This is a genomic window from Microbispora sp. H13382, from assembly GCF_014161445.1.
Classification (GTDB): domain Bacteria; phylum Actinomycetota; class Actinomycetes; order Streptosporangiales; family Streptosporangiaceae; genus Microbispora.
This window is the reverse complement of the sequence record NZ_JABBXA010000013.1, coordinates 218257-237765: the sequence shown is the minus strand read 5'-3', so window position 1 is coordinate 237765 and position 19509 is coordinate 218257. Positions and strand designations below refer to the sequence as shown.

At 71.8% G+C, this 19509-nt stretch carries 22 protein-coding genes; 16 read left to right on the top strand and 6 right to left on the bottom strand.

What is annotated here, in order from left to right; all coding sequences use genetic code 11:
* Nucleotides 1-57 precede the first annotated feature (57 nt).
* The 4 genes from HHX41_RS25320 (at nt 58) to HHX41_RS25305 (ending at nt 3177) form a co-directional block, all read left to right on the top strand.
* The gene (locus HHX41_RS25320; RefSeq protein ID WP_182907973.1) at nt 58-684 is read left to right on the top strand and encodes a hypothetical protein; all 627 of its coding nucleotides are present in this window, start codon (nt 58-60) and stop codon (nt 682-684) included.
* Between the two features lie 106 nt (nt 685-790).
* A complete protein-coding gene (locus tag HHX41_RS25315) occupies nt 791-1828 on the top strand; it encodes a WxL protein peptidoglycan domain-containing protein (RefSeq protein WP_182907972.1) in 1038 nt (345 codons plus the stop codon).
* A gap of 168 nt (nt 1829-1996) precedes the next feature.
* Nucleotides 1997-2605, top strand: a complete 609-nt coding sequence (locus HHX41_RS25310; protein WP_182907971.1) for a hypothetical protein — start codon at nt 1997-1999, stop codon at nt 2603-2605.
* Entirely contained in the window at nt 2602-3177 is a 576-nt protein-coding gene (locus tag HHX41_RS25305; RefSeq protein WP_182907970.1) for a hypothetical protein, read from the top strand. The genes HHX41_RS25310 and HHX41_RS25305 overlap by 4 nt, the downstream gene beginning before the upstream one ends.
* A 479-nt stretch (nt 3178-3656) precedes the next feature.
* Here HHX41_RS25305 and HHX41_RS25300 read toward each other — a convergent pair whose 3' ends face one another.
* From HHX41_RS25300 to HHX41_RS25285, 4 genes are all read right to left on the bottom strand, one after another.
* Nucleotides 3657-4049: a VOC family protein gene (locus HHX41_RS25300; protein WP_169984572.1), complete on the bottom strand. Its 393-nt coding sequence runs from the start codon at nt 4047-4049 to the stop codon at nt 3657-3659.
* 116 nt (nt 4050-4165) lie between these two features.
* Nucleotides 4166-4879: a YafY family protein gene (locus tag HHX41_RS25295; protein WP_169984573.1), complete on the bottom strand. Its 714-nt coding sequence runs from the start codon at nt 4877-4879 to the stop codon at nt 4166-4168.
* 130 nt (nt 4880-5009) lie between these two features.
* Complete coding sequence (locus HHX41_RS25290; RefSeq protein WP_182907969.1) at nt 5010-5468, bottom strand: YafY family protein; 459 nt, start codon at nt 5466-5468, stop codon at nt 5010-5012.
* Between the two features lie 69 nt (nt 5469-5537).
* Complete coding sequence (locus HHX41_RS25285; RefSeq protein ID WP_169984575.1) at nt 5538-6554, bottom strand: PHP domain-containing protein; 1017 nt, start codon at nt 6552-6554, stop codon at nt 5538-5540.
* Nucleotides 6555-6766: 212 nt separating this feature from the next.
* On the opposite strand from HHX41_RS25285, the gene HHX41_RS25280 reads away from it, so the two are divergent.
* From HHX41_RS25280 to HHX41_RS25225, 12 genes are all read left to right on the top strand, one after another.
* On the top strand, nt 6767-7180 hold the full coding sequence (locus HHX41_RS25280) for a hypothetical protein (protein WP_182907968.1): 414 nt from the start codon (nt 6767-6769) through the stop codon (nt 7178-7180).
* Nucleotides 7181-7193: 13 nt separating this feature from the next.
* Nucleotides 7194-8357, top strand: coding sequence for a glutathionylspermidine synthase family protein (locus tag HHX41_RS25275; protein WP_182907967.1), 1164 nt, complete (start codon nt 7194-7196; stop codon nt 8355-8357).
* 14 nt (nt 8358-8371) lie between these two features.
* Nucleotides 8372-8815 (top strand): DUF350 domain-containing protein, encoded by a 444-nt coding sequence (locus tag HHX41_RS25270; RefSeq protein WP_182907966.1) that lies wholly within the window; start codon nt 8372-8374, stop codon nt 8813-8815.
* A 148-nt stretch (nt 8816-8963) separates the two neighbouring features.
* The gene (locus HHX41_RS25265) at nt 8964-10622 is read left to right on the top strand and encodes a DUF2079 domain-containing protein (protein ID WP_182907965.1); all 1659 of its coding nucleotides are present in this window, start codon (nt 8964-8966) and stop codon (nt 10620-10622) included.
* 168 nt (nt 10623-10790) lie between these two features.
* Complete coding sequence (locus HHX41_RS25260; protein ID WP_249350460.1) at nt 10791-11939, top strand: CdaR family transcriptional regulator; 1149 nt, start codon at nt 10791-10793, stop codon at nt 11937-11939.
* A 117-nt stretch (nt 11940-12056) separates the two neighbouring features.
* Nucleotides 12057-12953, top strand: a complete 897-nt coding sequence (locus tag HHX41_RS25255; RefSeq protein WP_169984579.1) for an ACP S-malonyltransferase — start codon at nt 12057-12059, stop codon at nt 12951-12953.
* Nucleotides 12950-13906 (top strand): beta-ketoacyl-ACP synthase III, encoded by a 957-nt coding sequence (locus HHX41_RS25250; protein WP_182907964.1) that lies wholly within the window; start codon nt 12950-12952, stop codon nt 13904-13906. Before HHX41_RS25255 ends, HHX41_RS25250 begins: the two co-directional genes overlap by 4 nt.
* Nucleotides 13907-13986: 80 nt before the next feature.
* The gene (locus tag HHX41_RS25245) at nt 13987-14226 is read left to right on the top strand and encodes an acyl carrier protein (RefSeq protein ID WP_169984581.1); all 240 of its coding nucleotides are present in this window, start codon (nt 13987-13989) and stop codon (nt 14224-14226) included.
* 119 nt (nt 14227-14345) lie between these two features.
* Nucleotides 14346-15578, top strand: coding sequence for a beta-ketoacyl-ACP synthase II (fabF, locus tag HHX41_RS25240; RefSeq protein ID WP_310742166.1), 1233 nt, complete (start codon nt 14346-14348; stop codon nt 15576-15578).
* A gap of 14 nt (nt 15579-15592) precedes the next feature.
* Nucleotides 15593-17011: an acyl-CoA carboxylase subunit beta gene (locus HHX41_RS25235; protein WP_169984583.1), complete on the top strand. Its 1419-nt coding sequence runs from the start codon at nt 15593-15595 to the stop codon at nt 17009-17011.
* Nucleotides 17012-17078: 67 nt separating this feature from the next.
* Complete coding sequence (locus tag HHX41_RS25230) at nt 17079-17369, top strand: hypothetical protein (protein ID WP_169984584.1); 291 nt, start codon at nt 17079-17081, stop codon at nt 17367-17369.
* A gap of 108 nt (nt 17370-17477) precedes the next feature.
* Entirely contained in the window at nt 17478-18005 is a 528-nt protein-coding gene (locus HHX41_RS25225; protein WP_182907963.1) for an aldo/keto reductase, read from the top strand.
* Between the two features lie 51 nt (nt 18006-18056).
* Here HHX41_RS25225 and HHX41_RS25220 read toward each other — a convergent pair whose 3' ends face one another.
* Together HHX41_RS25220 and HHX41_RS25215 are read right to left on the bottom strand one after the other, a co-directional pair.
* Nucleotides 18057-18812 carry a hypothetical protein gene (locus HHX41_RS25220; RefSeq protein WP_182907962.1) on the bottom strand — a complete coding sequence of 252 codons (756 nt, stop codon included), beginning with the start codon at nt 18810-18812 and terminating at the stop codon, nt 18057-18059.
* Between the two features lie 148 nt (nt 18813-18960).
* The gene (locus tag HHX41_RS25215) at nt 18961-19458 is read right to left on the bottom strand and encodes a DUF3145 domain-containing protein (RefSeq protein ID WP_169984586.1); all 498 of its coding nucleotides are present in this window, start codon (nt 19456-19458) and stop codon (nt 18961-18963) included.
* Nucleotides 19459-19509 lie beyond the last annotated feature (51 nt).

The window sequence follows — 19509 nt, the reverse complement described above, 5'->3', positions numbered from 1 at the left end:
GCCGGCCGGCCGAACAGCCGGCCGGCCCCGCCCCTCATAGATGGAGCGAATGATCACATGAAAATCAACAGGACCGCGCTCGCCGCGTCGGTGCTCGGCTTCGCCCTCGCCGGTGTCGGCGTGGCCACTCCCGCCCTGGCCGACGACCCCGGCAGCGGCATCGACGTGTCGGTGAACATCGAGCCCACCACCACCCCCGGCCAGCTGTCGATGACCGTGGCCGACAACAACGGCGTGTCCCTGCAGGAGAACGGCTCCGACGCCGCCGCCCGCCAGTTCACCGGCACCCTGCCGACGGTCACGGTGACCGACACCCGCACCCCCGAGGAGATCCCCGCCGGCGAGTACTGGGCGGTCGTGGGCCAGGCGAGCCAGTTCGTCGCATCCGACGACCCGGCCAAGACCATCGGCCCCGAATACCTGGGCTGGAAGCCGCGTCTGCTGAGCGACTCCTCCACCGGCGCGGTCTCAGCCGGTGAGCCGGTCTCCAGTGTCGTCTCCGACGGCACCGGAGCCCCCAACGTGGGTCTGGAGGGCCAGGAGCTGCTGGTCTCGACCGCCAACTCCGCCGACGAGATCGGCACCTCGCAGGTCAACGCCGACCTCGCCCTGCGCACCTCCGTCGACGTCGCCGCCGGCGAGTACCACTCCACCCTGACCCTTTCGCTGTTCAACCAGTCCTGAACCGGCGGCTGGACGCCACCCCCGACGTGGGCGTCCGGGCCGATCGATCACCCGATCGATCACCCCGGACACGGCCCGGACGCCCATCATGAGACAGGAGAGACCGTTGTTGACCAAGAGCCGCACGCGGGGCGCCCTCGTCCTGTCGCCCGTGCTTCGCGCCCTCGGCGCGACCCTGCTGGTCGCCATGGTCGCCTTGGTCGCCTTCGCCACCCCCTCCCAAGCCGACGTCACCTGGTCGGTCGTCCCCGCCGACGCGAACGGCCCCGACGGCCGCCGCGTCATCGACGTCGAACTCGCCGGCGGGCAGCAGACGACCGAGCACATCGCCGTCATCAACCGCTCCACCCAGCAGGTCGACTTCGCGATCGACGCCAACGACGGCTACCTGACCTCCAAGGGCTACTTCGACATGCGCCCCTCGGACGTCAAACCCGTCGACGGCGGCGCCTGGATCGAGATCCCCGACAAGGTGACCATCGCCGCCGGAGCCACCGCCGTGGTACCCGTGAAGGTCTCCATCCCCCAAAACGCCACCCCCGGCGATCACCCCGCGGGAGTGACCGCCTCCGTGGACACCGTCTCCGGCCAGGTACGCGTCCAAAACCGGGTCGGCGTCCGCCTCAACATCCGCGTGAGCGGCGCCTACGTGGCCAAAGTCGCCGTGAGCGACGTCAAGGCCCACTACACCTGGTCGTGGAACCCCTTCGCCGCGGGATCGGTCGAGGTGACCTACACCGTCGCCAACGTCGGCAACGTCCGCCTGGCCCCCGACTCCCGGATCCTGACCTCCACCTTCGCGGGCGAAAGCGGCTGGGACGACACCTCCGACGCCAAAGCCAGGGAGATCATGCCGGGCGGCAGCCGGACCTTCACCGCACACGTGACCGGCGCCTGGCCCATCGGAGTGATCAACACGACCGTGATGGCGATCCCCTCCCCCGCGGGTCAGCCGCTCCCCGGCGTCACCGCCGAACGGGTCTCCATCGACACCTCGATCTGGGCACTGCCCTGGCCCCAACTCGCCGTCCTCGCCCTGCTCGTCCTGCTCGTCCTCGCCCTCCGCATCACCGGCGCCCGGCGCCGCAAGCGCATCGAGAAACTGATCCTCCTCAACAGCCAAGGCAAACCCCTCGGGGCATGAGCACCTGAACGCGCGGACGGATCGACGCCCACCGCGACACCTGCCACGAGGCGAACCCAGCCCACCCGACCAGCACTATCCGCCCCTCAGGAGGTGGCGACCATCAACCGACCACCCAGGCAACCGATGCCGGTCCGGCGTCCGGCCCGGGGCCGGGCGCTCGGCCTCGTGGCCGCGTTCGTAATCGGCGCGCTCGTCGCCGGCGGCCTGGTGTTCTGGACCACCCGGCCGAGCTCGATCGAGCAGATGGCCAGCCAGATCCGCGCCGAATCCGCCCTCCGCGACAAGACACAGATCAAGACCCTGACCGAGCTGGCCCGCACCACGCGCGACCGGCTCGTCCCGGTGGTCGAGGGGCTGAGCCGGGCCATGCCCGTCGACGGCACCGCGGGTCCGGCCGTGGTGACCACGGCCGACGTCGAGAACTGGCGGAAGGCGGCCACCGCCGCCGCCGACGGCTTCGCCGACCCGCCGTCCGGCGAGACCGCCACCAACGTCGCGAGGTCGACTCTCGCCTCCGCCGCACGGCAGCTCGCCACGACCGTCGACACCTACGCGGCCGCGCGGGACCTCACCGGACCGGCCCGCACCACCGCTCTGGACCTGGCCGCACGGCAACGCGCCGACGCGCTCTTCACCTGGTCGGTCGGAGGCACCGCCCTCGACGCCGTGAACGTCGACGCCGGCTACGGGCACCAGCACGTGTTCCTCCCGACAACGCCCGGCGACGGAGCGCTCACCCCCGACACCGAACCTGAGGGGAATCACGAATCGTGACCAAGGCACTGAAATACGTCTTCGCCGTCCTGCTGGCCGGGCTCGCGCTGACGCTCGGCGCACCGGCGGCGTCCGCTCACGGCGGGCCGATCAAGCTGGAGGTGATCGGGGACGGCGACCACAACGTCAACGTTCTGGTGACGTACAAGGAGGACAAGCACCCGGTCACGGAGATCGTCGAGGCGACGCTGACCGCGACCGCCACCGACGGCCGCACCTTCGGGCCGGTGCCGCTGAGGTCGGCGCCCGAGGGCCAGAACGTCTACCACGCCGCGGAGCCGCTGCCGAGCGGCGAGTGGAAGGTCACCGTGAAAGCGACCGAGCCCGCCAAGGCGAGCAAGACGGTGACGGTGAAGGCCGGTGCGGTCGACGTCGTCCCCGAGGCCCCGGCGACCACGCTCACTCCGGAGAAGGCGGCGGCGACCGGACTGCTCAGCGACCGGGCGGCCGCGCAGGACGCCGACGACTCGGGCATGCCGCTCAAGATCGGCATCATCGCGGTCGCGGCGGTCATCGCCGTCGGGGCCTTGATCTTCATCCTGCGTCGCAGGAACCTGTACGCCCGCCGCTGAACGCGGCGCGACCCTGCCCGGCCCCGGCCGAGCGGCAGGTGCACAGCGGACATGCGGCTCCGCCGGGAAACGGCGGACCTCACAGGAGGGCCGGTCACACCGACCGGCCCTCCTGTGACGTTTCCGGCGGCCAAGGTTCGCGGCGAACAATGTTGCGGCCGGATTGGGGAAGGGCCGCCCGAACGCCCTGACGGCCCGGAGGGGAAGGACCCGGAGGAAAGGCACCGCAGGGGAAGCACGGGAGGGGGGATCCCGGCGGGCGTTCGGACGGCCTCGGTAGGCTCCGGCCGGTCGGAGATCGGCCGTCGCGAGGTTCTAAGATCTGCTCCCTCCGGCAGCACTCGGCGCGCTGCCGTCGGTCACACTGTCACCGGCCGCACTGCCGTCGGTCGCATGTCACCCGTCGCGGCCGTCGGGCCCGGCCGGCTCGTCACAGGGCCGACGCGAGGCCCGTCGGTCAGGACCGGCGGCACGGGCGGTCAGGAAGCGGCCGGGGCGAAGACGCCGAAGAGGTTGCCGGACGGGTCGTGGAGGTAGGCGAAGTCGGGGCCGCTCTCGTTGCCCACGACCTCGCTGAGCACCTTTCCGCCCAGGGCCTCCACCTTCCGGCAGGTCTCGGTCACGTCCCGCACCAGGACGGTGAAGACGGCGTGGCCGGGCATGCCGCCCCCGGTGCCGAACACCCCGCCGCGCACCTCGTCGTCACCGTCGTAGCTGATGAGCCGATAGTCCATGCCGACGGCGGCCGAGGCCTCGTCGGTGCGGAACCGCCAGCCGAACAGGTCGCCGTAGAACCGCTGGACGCCCTCGGGGTCGTCGCTCGCGATCTCGAACCAGGCGACCGTGTCGACGGCGGGGGCGGGAGTGGTCATCGTCGTCTCTTTCTCTCTGCTTTCCGGGTTCTCGGTGAGGTAGAGCCTCCCGCCCTTCGGCGACACCCCCCTGTCGGCGTTTCCAGAATCTCACGAACGTTTTTTCGAAACTCAGGTCAGTCGAGCACCGGTGTCCGCGCGATCATGTCCGGCACGTCGGCGTCGAACGCCTCCAGGGGCCGGCCGGGCACCGGCTCCTCGGTGAGGACGGCCTCGGCGATCCGGTCGAGCCGGAACACCCTGACGGCGTCGCGCAGCCGGCACCAGGCCACCAGATACCACCACCCGCTCCGCCCGCCGACGAACGCTCCGGGTTCCACCTCCCTGGTCGTCAGCACACCGTGCGCGTCGCTGTACCGGATGCGCAGGACGACGCTCCGGAGCAGGGCCTCCTCGATGACCCGGCCGATCGACCCGGTGTACCGGGACTCCGGCTTGTCCTCGGTGAGAATCTGCACGCGGGCGGCCAGTTGCCGGGCCCGCTCCCCCTCGGGACCGGGCATGGCGGCGACGAGCTTGCGCAGCGCGCTGCGCGCCTCGTCGGCGAAGGGCTGCTGTTCTGTGCGGCTCAGGGCGATCGCCACCGCCACGGCCTCGGCGGGGGTGAAGTTGAGCGGGGGCAGGGACATGCTCTTGTCCAGCGCGTAGCCTCCCCTCCGCCCGACCTCCGCGTAGATGGGCACGCCGGCCTGCTGCAGCGCGGAGATGTCCCGCTCGATGGTCCGGGAACTCACCTCGAAGCGCAGGGCGAGCTCACGCGCGGACCGGCAGCGCGGGGAGATCGCCCGCAGGTCCTCGACGATCGCGTAGAGCCGGTCGGTACGGTTCACGCCGCAGAGGGTAGGCCATCCCACCGACATTTCTCGCTGACCCGTTCGAGTGACACGCGTTCCCGCAGGTCACGACAGGAGCGACAGGAGCCGGAGCGCCATGCCGCCGCAGGCGGGCGCCCGATGTCCTTCAGCCGCCGACCGCCTCGGCGAGTTCGGCCAGGCGGTCGCGGCCCGGCTCGGGGAACCGTTCCTCCAGGACCTCGGCCCAGGAGATCCGGTCGAGCCGGAAGACGCGGACGTCGTCGCGCAGCCGGCACCAGGCCACCAGGTACCAGTGCCCGCCCCGGCCGCCGAGGCAGATGCTCGGCTCGACGTCCCTGACCGTGGGCGTGCCCTTGCTGTTGACGTATTCCAGGCGCAGCACGTGCCGCCCGCGCAGCGCTCTATCGATGGCGCGCTTCACCGAGTCGGGGCCCGCGAGCGCGTACCCGCCCTGGTCGAGCCGGATCGGGACCCCGGCCTCCCGGAGCTTCGCGACGTCGCGCACGACGGTGCTCCTGCTGACCCCGAGGCGCGAGGCGAGCTCGCGCGCCGACAGGCATCCGCCGGATTCCAGCTCCTTCACCAGCGCGTCGCGGCGTTTCATGATTCGACGCTACGTCGATCAGTGCGGCGAAACCCGCCCAACACACCTCACTCGGACGCCACAGCACTATCACCCCAAGTGCGCAGGAGTCCCCCAGGGACGGGTGTTCCTGATGCGCTCGGGCGGTATCCCGCACAGGGCCGCGCGCTCGCACCCGAACCGCTGCCAGTCGAGCTGGCCGGGCGCGTGGGCGTCGGAGTCGACGGCGAACTCGCAGCCCATCTCGTACGCCAGCCGCATCAGGCGCTTGGGCGGGTCGAGCCGATCGGGACGGGAATTGATCTCCACCGCGACCCCGAACCTCCGGCACGCCTCGAAGACGATCTCGGCGTCGAACCGGGACTCGGGCCGCCCTCGTCCGCGTACGACGCGGCCGGTGCAGTGCCCGAGGACGTCCACATGGGGGTCGGCCACCGCGGTGACCATCCGCCGGGTCATGTCCGCGGCGTCCATCCGCAGCAGCGAGTGGACGCTCGCCACCACGACGTCCAGCCGTTCGAGCAGCTCGGGCTCCTGGTCGAGCGAGCCGTCGGCGTTGATGTCCACCTCGATGCCGGTCAGGATCCGGAACGGCGGGCCGCCGTCCCCGGCGTACCGCTCGTTGAGCCCGGCGACCACGTCGAGCTGCCGCCGCAGCCGGTCGGCGGACAGGCCGTGCGCGACGGTCAGCCGGGGCGAGTGGTCGGTCAGCGCGAGGTACTCGTGACCGAGCGCACGGGCGGCGTCGGCCATCTCCTCGATGGGCGATCCGCCGTCCGACCAGTCGGAGTGGCTGTGGAAGTCGCCGCGCAGCGCCGACCGCAGCGCCTGCGCGGCCTCGTCCAGGTCGACGTCCTTGGTGTCCTCCAGCCGCCGCAGGTAAGTCGGCACGGCGCCGTCCAGCGCCTCGGTGACGGCCAGGGCTGTCACCTTGCCGATGCCTTTCAGGCCGGTCAGGCCGCCGGCGCGGGCGAGCCGCACCAGCTCCTCCCGGGGCAGGTCCTCGATCGCGGCGGCGGCGCCGCGGAAGGCGCGCACACGGTACGTCGGCTCGCCGGCCCGTTCCAGCAGGAAGGCGATGCGCTTGAGTGCCTCGACGGGGTCCACATCCGGCACGCTACCCGGCGTACGGAGCATCAGCTGGACGGGACATAACAGACTCATCAGGAACCCCAGACCTGCCTGTCCCGTTCGTCCAGCCAGACGATAATGTGTGCCGATCTCGACAAGCAGGAGCCCGATTGGCAGAGCCCGGGGAGAGCCCCCCACCGAAGAACCCGCCACCCGGCAACTCCTCCTTGCCCTTCCATCCCATGGCCATGGGCAGCGCGCCGCGGCCGGCGGCGACGCCGCCCGGGAGCGGCGTCAAGTCCTCCACCATGATCAAGCTCGGCACCCTGGGCGTCCTGTCCGTCCTCGTCGTCGGCTTCTGCGCGGCCCAGGACGACTACGAGGAGGTCGGCGCGGACTGCGTGGACACCTCCACGATGAACCCGGACGGGTCGTACGTCGTCGTCGACGACTCCTACTGCGACGACGATGACGACGGGAACGGCCACAGCCACTACTCCGGCTCGCACGGCGCGTACCGCTGGTACTACGGCGGCACCCGCAACGGCGGCCGGGTCTACCACGGCACGACGATCCGGCCGGCCGACGCGCAGATCACGACGAGGTCGGGGCGGGTCGTGCAGCGCGGCGGCTTCGGCTTCCACTCCGGCGGCGGCGGCTGAGCGGGGCCGGCACGTGCGCAGACTGACCTCGGCGCCCAGGGAGAACTGGGCCGCCCTCATCGAGTCGCAGGGCCTCGCGTTCCACCGCTCCGCCCACCCCGAGGGGCTCACCCGGCCGTACTGGGACGAGAGCGTCCACTACGTCTTCACCATGGACGAGGTCCTGTCCCTGGAGGAGCAGGTCGAGGAGCTGCACCGGATGTGCCTGGCCGCGGCCGACCACATCGTGGCCTTCGACCGGTTCGCCGACCTCGGCATCCCACCGCACTGCCGCGCGGCCGTCGCGGAGTCGTGGCGGCGGCGCGACCCGCACGTCTTCGGCCGGTTCGACCTGCGCTACGACGGCACGGGACCGGCCAAGCTGCTGGAGTACAACGCCGACACCCCGACCAGCCTGGTCGAGAGCTCCGTCGTGCAGTGGTTCTGGCTCAAGGACGTGTATCCCGAGGACGACCAGTGGAACTCGATCCACGAGCGCCTGGTCGACCGCTGGAAGTCGCTCACGCTGCAGACGGGCCCGGCACACTTCGCGTGGACCAGCGCCGACGAGACGGGCGAGGAGGCGATGACCATCGGCTACCTCCAGGAGACCGCGGAGCAGGCGGGTCTCGTCACGGCGGCGATCGCCATGGAGGACATCGGCTGGGACCCGCTCAACCGCCGGTTCGTCGACATGGAGCACCGGGTCGTCCGCACGCTGTGCAAGCTGTACCCCTGGGAGTGGATCGTCGCCGAGCCGTTCGCGCCGCACGCGCTCGGGCAGCAGGTCTCGATGACGTGGATCGAGCCCCTGTGGAAGATGCTGCTGTCCAACAAGGCCCTGCTGGCGATCCTCTGGGAGCTGTACCCGGACCACCCCAACCTGCTGCCCGCATACCTCGACGGTCCGCGCGAGCTGGCCGGCGGCCCCGGCTACGTGCGCAAGCCGCTGCTCGGCCGCGAGGGCGCCTCGATGCGGATCGCCGCGCCGGGCGTCGAGATGGAGACCGCGGGCGAGTACGGCACGGAGGGCTTCGTCTACCAGGAGTTCCTGCCGTTACCCGAGTTCGACGGCTGGCGTCCGGTGCTCGGCGCCTGGATGGTCGACGACGAGTCGGCCGGGCTAGGCATCCGGGAGACCTCCGGTCTCGTCACCGACGACACGTCCTCTTTCGTCCCCCACCGCATTCACGGCTGAAAGCGAAGGCCCCCGTGGACACCAAAACCTCCATCGCCGACGTGCTCACGCACGGCTCCCTGGCGATCCTCTCGTACGCCATCCTGGGCGTGCTGCTGCTCGTCGCCGGGTTCTACGTCATCGACCTGGCGACGCCCGGCAGGCTCAGCAAGATCATCCGTACCGACCGCAACCCCAACGCCACGGTGCTGGCCGCCTCCAGCGTCGCCGGCGTCGGGCTCGTCGTGGCGGCCTCCATCTGGTCGTCGGGCGGCGCCCTGCAGGAGGGGCTGCTCGCGACGCTCGTGTTCGGCCTGGTGGGCATCGCCGTGCAGACGCTCGGCATGGTCGCCTTCGACAAGGTCGCCGGCATCTCGGTGCGCGAACTCGTCCGGGAGACCACGCTGCAGCCCGCCGCCGTGCTCCTCGGCGTGACGCACTTCTTCATCGGCCTCATCACGGCCGTCGCCGTCATCTGACCCCGTACGGACGTGGTCCCGCCCGCCGTGAAACATTCATCGGCCGGCGGGCAGACGCCCAGGTGGGAGCGGCGGGCGTGCCGCGAAGAAGTTTGCGCGGGTACGCCCGTATAGACCGTTCCCGCCCGGAGGGCCTACTCTCCTCCTCGTGATCACGGGGACCACGACGTCCGGGCAACCGGCGGAGGAGTCGCCCCGGAAAGCCAGCGACCCCGACGACACCCTGGAGGCAGCCGCCGTGGACGGAACGGCCGTCGCGGAGCCGGAGGACACGGCAGGCCCCCGGGCAGCCGGCGCGGCGGAGCCCGAAGACGCCGTCGGCGCCACGGCCGCCGCCGGACCGGAGGAACAGCGGGACGGCCAGGCCGGTGAGAGCGCGCCTCAGGGCCCCGCCGGGCGGTTCCTGAGGTCCAACCGGCACCTCATCGCGGTGTCGGTGCTGTGCGGGCTGTCCGCGGCCCTGAACTGGACCCTGTCCCTGCTCAGGTTCGCCCACTTCCAGGTGGCCACCTACGACCTCGTCATCTTCGACCAGGCGGTGCGCGGATACTCGCGCTTCTCCGCGCCCACGGTGCCGCTGCGCGGGATCACCGGCGGCTTCGGCATGGACTACATCCAGCTCGCCGACCACTTCTCGCCGATCCTGGCCGTGCTGGCGCCCTTCTACTGGCTCCACGACGGGCCCGAGACGCTGCTCGTGGCGCAGGCCGTGCTGTTCGCCCTGGCCATTCCGTTCATCTGGAAGTTCACCCGCCGCGTGCTCGGCACCCCCCACGCCTACCTCGTCTCCGCCGCGTACGCGATCTCCTGGCCGATCGCGCAGGCGACGGCGGTGGAGTTCCACGAGGTCGCCTTCGTGCCGCTGCTGAGCGCGATCGCCGTCGAGCGGCTGCACGCCGGGCGGCGGCTGCCCGGGCTGCTCGCGGTGCTCGGCCTGCTGCTCACCAAGGAGGACATGGGCCTCCTGGTGGCGGGTCTCGGCGTGTGGCTGTTCCTCACCGGGCAGCGCCGGCTCGGCGCCGGGCTGGCCGTCGCCGGAGTGGCCGTGTTCCAGGTGGTGCGCAAGTTCCTGATCCCGCTGGCCGGCGGCAACCCGGCCTACTACACGCGCTACTCCAAGCTCGGCGAGGACCTACCGCAGATGCTGTGGAGCGCGGTCACCCGGCCGCACGAGTTCGCGGCCATGCTCTTCGACGACCACTCGAAGTGGGACACCTGGGGCCTGCTGCTGTGGCCGGCGCTGTTCCTGTGCCTGCTGTCCCCGCTGGTCCTGGCGGCGCTGCCGCTGATCCTGGAGCGGCTGCTGGCCGACTCGGACAACTGGTGGTCGACCGGCTGGCACTACGACGCGTTCGTGGTGGTGATCCTGCTGCTGGCCGGGGTGGACGGCGCCGCCCGGCTGATCCGGTGGCTGGAGCGGCGCGGGCTGCCGCGCCCCGGGCACGGCCTGCGGCTGGCCTACGCCGCCGCGGTCTTCGCGGTCGCGGTCACCACGGTCCCCTACCGGCCGTTCGACAACCTGATGAACCCCGACTTCTACCGGCCCGACCCGCGTACGGCGGCCCGGGAGCAGGCCATGAGCCTGGTCCCCGACGGCGTCGTGGTGGAGGCGACCGACGACTTCGGCGCGCGGCTGTCCGGCCGGACGACCGTGCTGTGGTGGGACTACCAGAAGCGGGGCACGCCCTGGATCGTGGCCTCGGTCAACAACGACCTGCGCGGCCTGGTCAACAGCTACCTGGCCGAGGGCTACGAGATGCGCCTCGACCGCGACGACATCGTCGTCCTGCATCGCATCGGCGCCTGACGCCGCCGTTCCGACGTGCGACGACGCCGTCCACGCCCCCGTACGGCACGATCTCCGGGATGACCTGGCACGCTAGAGGGCGTGAGCGAGCGGGGCACGGGGAGCGGCGGACAGGTGCGAACGGACGGACAGGGCGACGTGGCCCGGGTGGCCGGAGACGGTGTGCCGATGAGCGACAGGATCCGGGAGGACACGGCGCGCCGGCTCGACCGGGCCATGGGCAGCCTCGGGACGGCCGCGATGGCCCGGATGGAGGAGCGGCTGGCCTGGTACCGCGCGCTGTCGGCGGAGGACAGGTCGTGGGTCGGCCTGGTGGCGCAGGCCGGCATCGCGGCGTTCGTGGAGTGGTTCGGCCACGCGGGCGAGGGACGGCCGACGCCGAGCATCGAGTTCTTCGGCACCGCGCCGCGTGAGCTCAAGCGCAGCGTGTCGCTCCAGCAGACCGTCGACCTCGTCCGCATCGTCGTCGAGGTCGTGGAGGCCCAGGTCGAGGAGCTGGCCGCGCCCGGCGGCGCGGAGCTGCTGCGGCACGCGATGCTGCGCTACACGCGCGACGTCGCCTTCGCCGCCGCGCAGGTGTACGCCAGGGAGGCCGAGGCACGCGGCTCGTGGGACGCCCGGCTGGAGGCGCTGATCGTGGACGCGCTGGTGCGCGGCCAGGTCGACGACGGGCTGCACTCGTGGGCCGCCGCGCTCGGCTGGACCTCCGCGCCGGTCGTCGTCTTCGCCGGGTACGCCCCCGACGAGGATCCGCAGAGCGTCATCGACGGGCTGCGCGACAAGGGCCGCCGTCTCGGCCACGAGCTGCTCGCCGGGGTGCAGGGCGACCGGCTCATCGTCATCGTGGGCGGCGCGGACGGCGTCAAGGACGCGGCGCGCGGCGTCGTGCCGCGCTTCGGTCCCGGGCCCGTCGTCATCGGGCCCGAGGTGCCCGACCTGCACGCGGCGGCCAGATCGGCCCGCGCCGCCATCGCGGGCCTGCGCGCCGCCGCCGGCTGGCCCGACGCCCCGCGCCCGGTGCTCGCCGAGGACCTGCTGGCCGAGCGCGCGCTGGACGGCGACGAGGACGCCCGGGCCCAGCTGGTGGAGAACGTCTACAAGCCGCTCGCCGGGACCCCACTGCTCGACACGCTCGCGACGTACCTGGAGCAGGGGACCTCCCTCGAGGCGACCGCCCGGCTGTTGTTCGTCCATCCCAACACCGTGCGGTACCGTCTACGTAAGATCACGGAACTGACCGGGTACCAGCCCACCGAGGGACGGTCCGCATTCACCCTCCAGGTGGGTCTCATACTCGGGCGCCTGTCCGTTACCTGAGCCGGGTGCCTTAATCTTCTCGACACCGAAACTGTAGGTACCCCACAACGCGGCGGCCACAAAGTTCGTTCGGATCTCCATCAGTGTGGTGAACCTCTACAGGGCAGGGTTGAGTACGTGCTCGTCATCGTCGCTCCGGGCCAAGGCGCCCAGACCCCAGGATTCCTCAGTCCGTGGCTCGAGATCCCCGAGTTCCGCGAGCGGATCTCCGCGTGGTCGGAGATCGTGGAGCTCGATCTCGTGTCGTACGGAACGACCGCCGGCGCCGACGAGATCCGCGACACCGCCGTGGCCCAGCCCCTGCTGGTGGCCGCCGCCCTGGCGTCGTCCGAGATTCTCGGGGTCCGGCCGGACATGGTCGCCGGGCACAGCGTGGGCGAGCTCGCCGCCGCCGCGATCGCCGGTGTGCTGACCCCCGAGCAGGCCCTCGCGCTGGTGCGCGAGCGCGGCCGGGCCATGGCCAAGGCCGCCGCCGTCACCGAGACCGGCATGAGCGCTGTTCTCGGCGGCGCGGAGGAGGACGTCCTCACCGTGATCTCCAAGCACGGGCTGACCCCCGCCAACATGAACGGCGCGGGTCAGATCGTCGCGGGCGGCACGCGGGCGCAGTTGGAGGCCTTCGCGGCCGAGCCGCCGGAGAAGGCGCGGGTGCGTCCCCTGGCGGTCGCCGGAGCCTTCCACACCGTCCACATGGCCCCCGCCGTCGACCATCTGCGCGCCGAGGCCGCGGCGCTCACCCCCGCGGACCCGTCGGTGACGCTGCTGTCCAACGCCGACGGCGCGGCCGTCGCCGGAGGTGGCGAGTTCCTGGACCGGCTGGTGAACCAGGTGGCCAACCCGGTCCGCTGGGACGCCTGCATGGCGACGATGGCCGAGCGCGGCGTCACCGCCATGATCGAGCTGCTGCCCGGCGGCACGCTGACGGGCCTGGCCCGGCGCGCCCTGCCCGGCGTGAAGACCGTGGCGCTCAAGACCCCCGGTGACCTGGACTCCGCCAGGGAGGTGCTGAAGTGAGGCTCGGCCAAGGCGCTCCCGCGGCGAGGGTGCTCGCCTTCGGCGGCTACCAGCCCGCCCAGGTCGTCACCAACGACGACCTCGCCGCCCGGCTCGACACCAACGACGAGTGGATCCAGAGCCGCGTCGGCATCAAGGAACGCCGCGTGGCGGGCCCGGAGGAGTCGGAGATCGACCTCGCGGTGCAGGCGGGCGGCAAGGCCCTGGCGGCCAGCGGCCTGTCGAGCGACGACATCGACCTGGTGATCGTGGCGACCTGCACGATCGAGGCGCCCATCCCCAACGCCGCGGGCCGCGTCGCCCACCGGCTCGGCATCACGGCCCCCGGCGCCTTCGACATCAACGCCGCCTGCGCCGGCTTCTGCTACGCGCTGGCCGCCGCGTCCGACGCGGTGCGGTCGGGCTCGGCGACCAACGTGCTGGTCGTCGGCAGCGAGAAGCTCACCCAGTGGGTCGACCCCGGCGACCGGTCGACCGTCGTCATCTTCGCCGACGGCGCGGGCGCCGCGGTCGTGGGCCCCTCCGACCGGCCGGGCATCGGCCCGGTGGCGTGGGGCAGCGCCGGCGACAAGGCCGAGGCGATCGCCATCAAGGACCGCCAGTCCTTCCTCCATCAGGAAGGCCAGACGGTGTTCCGCTGGGCCACCACCGCGCTTCACCCGGTGGCCAAGCTCGCCTGCGAGCGTGCGGGGGTGGACCCCGCCGACCTGGACGCGTTCGTCCCCCACCAGGCGAACCTGCGGATCGTCGAGGCCATCGCGCGCAAGCTGGGCGCCGAGAAGGCCGTCGTCGCCAAGGACATCGTGCTCGCCGGCAACACCTCCGCCGCGTCGATCCCGCTCGCGCTCTCTCGCATGATCGAGCGCGGCGAGGTCCGGTCGGGCGACCTGGCCCTGCTGCTGGGCTTCGGCGCCGGCCTCACCTACGCCTCCCAGGTGATCGAGATCCCCTGAGGAACTTGTACGGCCTGCCGTACAGAGCTGGGGCAACCCAGAAAACCCGGAAGACAGAAAATCCAAGGAGTAGTCGCGACATGGCACTGACCGAGCAGGAGATCCTCGCGGGCCTCGGCAAGATCATCAACGAGATCACCGGCATCCCGGCCGACGAGGTCACCCCGGAGAAGAGCTTCGTGGACGACCTGGACATCGACTCGCTCTCGATGGTCGAGATCGCCGTCGCGGCCCAGGACGAGTTCGGCGTCGAGATCCCCGACGACCAGCTCAAGCACCTGAAGACCGTCAAGGACGTCATCAGCTTCATCCAGGCCTAGGGCGTATCCCCTAGTCCCCGCCGTACGACGGCCGCACGGACGTGCCCGCCCCGCCTCCGATGAGACGGCAGGGCGCGTCCGGCCCCTTTCACGCTCATACGCAAGAGGAGTGCAGACAAGTGAGTAAGGACCGGGTACGTGTCGTAGTCACCGGGCTCGGCGCGACGACGCCCCTCGGTGGAGACGTCGCATCGACCTGGTCGGCGCTCCTCGAGGGGCGGTCGGGCATCCGCACGCTCACCGAGGACTGGGTCGACACCGTGCCGGTGAAGTTCGCCGGTGTGGCGGCCGTCGACCCCGGCGAGGTGCTTCCCCGGCCCGAGGCGAGGAGGCTCGACCGCGCCGAGCAGTTCGCCCTGATCGCCGCCAGGCAGGCCTGGCAGGACGCGGGCGCCCCCGAGGTGGACGGGGACCGGCTGGGCGTGGTGGTCGGCAGCGGCATCGGCGGCATCGGAACGATCCTGTCCGCCTACGACCTCTACCGGGAGAAGGGCTGGAACCGGCTGTCGCCGTTCACCGTGCCCATGCTCATGCCCAACGGCTCGGCCGGTTGGATCAGCATCGAGCTGGGCGCCAAGGCCGGCGCGCACGCCACGGTCAGCGCCTGCGCCACCGGCGCCGAGTCCATCGGCTACGGCATCGACATGATCCGCTCCGGCCGGGCCGACATGGTGGTCGCCGGCGGCACCGAGGCGGCGATCCACGGTCTGAACGTGGCGTCGTTCGCCGCCGCGCGGGCCATGTCGACCCGCAACGACGAGCCCGAGCGCGCCTCCCGCCCGTTCGACAAGGGCCGCGACGGCTTCGTGCTCGGCGAGGGCGCGGGCATCGTGGTGCTGGAGTCGGAGGAGCACGCCCTGGCTCGCGGCGCCCGCATCTACGCCGTGGCCGCCGGAGCCGGTTACACCAGCGACGCCTACCACATCACCGGGCTCGACCCGGACGGCAAGGGCGGCCAGGAGGCCATGCTCCGGGCCCTCAGGAACGCGGACCTCGCCCCGTCGGACGTCGTCCACGTCAACGCCCACGCCACGTCGACCCCGCTCGGTGACGAGATCGAGGCCCGTGCGATCAAGGAGGCCATCGGCGGCCACGCGATCGTCACCGCCACCAAGTCGATGACCGGCCACCTCCTCGGCGGCGCCGGCGGCATCGAGTCGATCTTCACCATTCTCGCCCTGCACGAGCGGATCGTGCCGGCCATCGCGAACCTGGACGACCCGGCCGACGGCATCGAGGTCGACCTCGTACGCGGCGAACCCCGCAAGCTCGAGGGCGACCAGCTCGCCGCGATCAACAACTCCTTCGGGTTCGGCGGACACAACGTCGCCGTGGCCTTCACGACGGTTTGACAAGGGAGTCTCGAATGACAGTGCTCGACAGCAGGACGGTGGCCGACGCCGCCGAAGCGGCCGCCGTCGATCCTCGTGACCCCCTGGTGCGCCTCGGCCACCTGCTGGACGAGGGGTCGATCCGGACGATCACCCCCGAGGACAGGAGCGGCGTGCTGGCGGTGACCGGCCGCGTCGAGGGCGTGCCGGTCGTGGCGTTCTGCAGCGACGCCCGTGTCCAGGGCGGCGCGATGGGCGCGGAGGGCTGCGAGCACATCGTCCACGCCTACGACGTCGCGGTGCGCGAGCGCGTGCCGATCATCGGCCTGTGGCACTGCGGCGGCGCCCGGCTCGCCGAGGGCGTGGAGTCCCTGCACGCCGTGGGCCGCGTGTTCGCCGCCATGACCAAGGCCTCGGGCCTGGTCCCCCAGATCTCCGTCGTCGTCGGCCCTGCGGCCGGCGGCGCCGCCTACGGCCCGGCCCTGACCGATATCGTGATCCTGGCCGACCAGGGCCGCATCTTCGTCACCGGCCCGGACGTCGTCCGCAGCGTCACCGGCGAGCAGATCGACATGGCGGCCCTCGGCGGTCCCGAGCCGCACAGCAAGCGCAGCGGCGTCGTCCACGTCGTCACCAAGGACGAGCCCGAGGCGATGCTGCGCGCCCGCCAGCTCGCCAGCCTGCTCGGCCACCAGGGCCGGGTGCGCGAGGTGGACGAGGTCGACTTCAGCGACGTGCTCCCCGACAACCCCCGCCGCGCCTACGACGTGCATCCGCTGGTGAAGGGGCTGCTCGACGAGCCCGGCGTGGAGCTGCACCCGAAGTGGGCGCCCAACATCGTCACCACCCTGGGCCGGCTCGGCGGCCGCACGGTCGGTGTCATCGCCAACAACCCCATGCGGCTCGGCGGCTGCCTCGACTCCGCCTCCGCCGAGAAGGCCGCCCGTTTTGTCCGGATGTGCGATGCCTTCGGAGTGCCGCTGGTGGTGCTCGTGGACGTGCCCGGTTACCTTCCCGGTGTCGGCCAGGAGCACGACGGCGTCGTCCGGCGCGGCGCGAAGCTGCTGCACGCGTTCGCCGAGGCGTCCGTGCCCCGCGTCACCCTGATCACCCGCAAGGCGTACGGCGGGGCGTACATCGCGATGAACTCCCGCTCGCTCGGCGCGACCCGGGTGTTCGCCTGGCCGAACATCGAGGTGGCGGTCATGGGCGCGGTCGCGGCGGTGCGCATCCTCAAGCGGCGTGAGCTCGCGGCCGCCCCCGAGGAGGAGCGCTCCGCCCTCGAGGCCCGGCTGGCCGAGGAGCACGAGAAGGCCGCGGGCGGCCTCCAGCGCGCCCTCGACCTCGGCGTCATCGACGAGGTGATCGAGCCGGCCAAGACGCGCGGTGCGATCGCCCGGGTGCTCGCCCAGGCCACCCCGGCCCGGGGCGCCCACGGCAACATCCCGCTCTGACGACGTACCGGAAGCGCCGGTCCCCACATCAGGGGACCGGCGCTTTCGCGTTCTCGCGGTCCGGCTGGTGAGCGCGCTGTATCCGGGCGACGAGGCGTTCGATCCGCCCGCCGCCTGGTGGGGCACCCCACTGGGCCGGGCGGTCGCCCGGCGCGCGGGGCATCCGGCCGCGACCGCGGTGCCGGTCTCGGTCGCCGCGGCGATGCTCGGCATCACCCGTCAGGGCGTGCACGACCTGGTGCGCCGCCACAAGCTCGACCGCGATTCCGGGGGCGCGATCACCACGGCGTCGATCCAGGCCCGCCTCTCCCGTAGCCGCGGCGACCGGGCGGCAGCCGGCGTGAGGAGCTCTGAATGACCGTTTCCACCGGTTCCACCGGCGACGTCCTGCGGCTCGCGGACGGCCTGGCCGTCCGGCGGCTGGGTCCGGCTCGGCCGGGCCCGGCTCGACCTCGTCTACCCGCGGGTGGGCGGCGACGGACTGCTGTTTCCCGGTGAGGTGCCCTTCGCCGAGTCCTTCCGGGCGCTGGCCGGGCTCCACGAACGCGGGCTGATCCGCGCGCTCGGGCTCAGCGGCGTGACAACGGAACAACTGGCCGAGGCGCGCGCGATCGCGCCCGTGGCGGCGGTGCAGAACCGTTTCCACCTGTTCGACCGGTCGGGCGCGGACGTCCTGGCCGCGTGCGAGGCCGCCGGCATCGCGTTCGCCGCCTACTTCCCGCTCGCCGCCGGCATGCTCCGGCCCGGCCTGGATCTGTCGCAGGCCCCGCCCGGCATGGCCCCCTCGGCCGAGTGGCTGGCCGTGCTCGACGAGGTCGCCGGTCGGTACGGCGCGACCCGCGCGCAGGTGGCGCTCGCCTGGCTGCTCGGCCGTTCCCCGGTCACCCTGGCCATTCCCGGCACCTCCTCGCTCACCCACCTGGAGGAGAACATGGCCGCGGCCCTGCTGCGCCTGTCCCTCGGGGACATCGTCCTGCTGGACGGGCTCGCCTGATCCGGTCCGCCCGGTCCGTACGACGACACGGGCCGGGCGGACCGGGCGAGGTCAGGACGTGAGCTCGGGAAGCTCCAGGTAGGACTTGCCGCGGACGAACCACTGGAAGTCGGCGGCGTTCTTGCCGCTGGGCGAGGGCAGCCCGGCCCGCAGGTTCACGGCCGTGTTGACCAGGCCCCAGTCGAGGCCGCAGCCCGACGCCTTCGGCACGGCGAACGTCGTGTCGGTGGCCGTGGCCCTGAAGACCGGCGTGTCGTCGATGGACGTCAGGTCCAGCGAGGTGATCTCGGGGTTCAGCGTGATCGGGGCGGCGTCGGTCCCGATGTAGCACTTCTTGCCGAGCAGCGAGTGGATCATGCGGATCTTGATGCCGACGTTGGTCGGGAAGACCGGGCCGGCCTCGACCTTCCCGGTGCCCTGGGTCTCCACGTACACGTCGGTGAGCTTGGGCACCTCGAACGGCTTGCCGATGAGGCCGCCGGGCACCTTCATCCGGCCGCCCACGACGCTGCCGAACGCCGCCGCCGTGCTGCCGTCGGCGAGTCTGCCCTGCGCCACGGTGATCCGCAGCGGCTGGCTGATGTCCTGGGTGATCGAGCCGAGCTTGATCGAACCACCGACGGTGATGATGAAGATGCAGCTCCAGGTGTCGGGAGCGGCGCCGGCCGGAAGCCGCGGGCAGCCGGCCCAGTCGGCGTCGCTCGGATGGTAGTCGTAGGCGGCCGTCGCCTGGGCGGGCGCCGCCGTGCCGGCCAGCAGCGCCACCGCCGCCACGCCGATCGCCAGGCGCCGGGCAAGAACGCTCATGGACTCCTCCTCGGGTCCGCGTCGGGGGGTGCGGACGTGGATGAGTCCCGGTATATCTGCGAAAAAGGCGGCTTTCTATGCGGTTTTCACAAGGCGCAAGGGTGACTTGTTATCACGATCCGCGCAAAACAGTCGCCGCGGAACCGGATCAGACGGCGGCGTGCAGCCAGCGGACCGGCGCCCCTTCACCCGCGTAGCGGAACGACTCCAGCTCCTCGTCCCACTGCTTGCCGAGCAGGCGGTCGAGCTCCTCCTCCAGGACCACCCGTCCCTGCGCCGCCATGAGCATGACGTTGCGCAGCCGGTCCTCGGGGATCATGATGTCGCCGTTCGCGCCGACGACCGCCGTGAAGGCGCCGAGCGTCGGCGTGTAGGCGTGCCGGGAGCCGTCGACGCCCGGCGAGGCGTCCTCGGTTATCTCGAAGCGGATGCGCTGCCAGCCCATGAGTGAGGACGTGATCGCCGCCGCCGTGCCGGGACGCCCCTCCCACTCGGCCTGGGCCCGCAGGGTCCCGGGCGCGGCAGGCTGGGCGGTCCACGTCAGGTCGACGGGCACGCCAAGAACGCCTGCGACGGCCCACTCAATGTGCGGGCACAGCGCAGGCTGAGCCGAGTGGACGTACAGGACGCCACGAGCAGCAGCCACCGGACCTCCCAATTCGCATGAGGTGCGCCTTCCCCAACGGCCTCACACTAG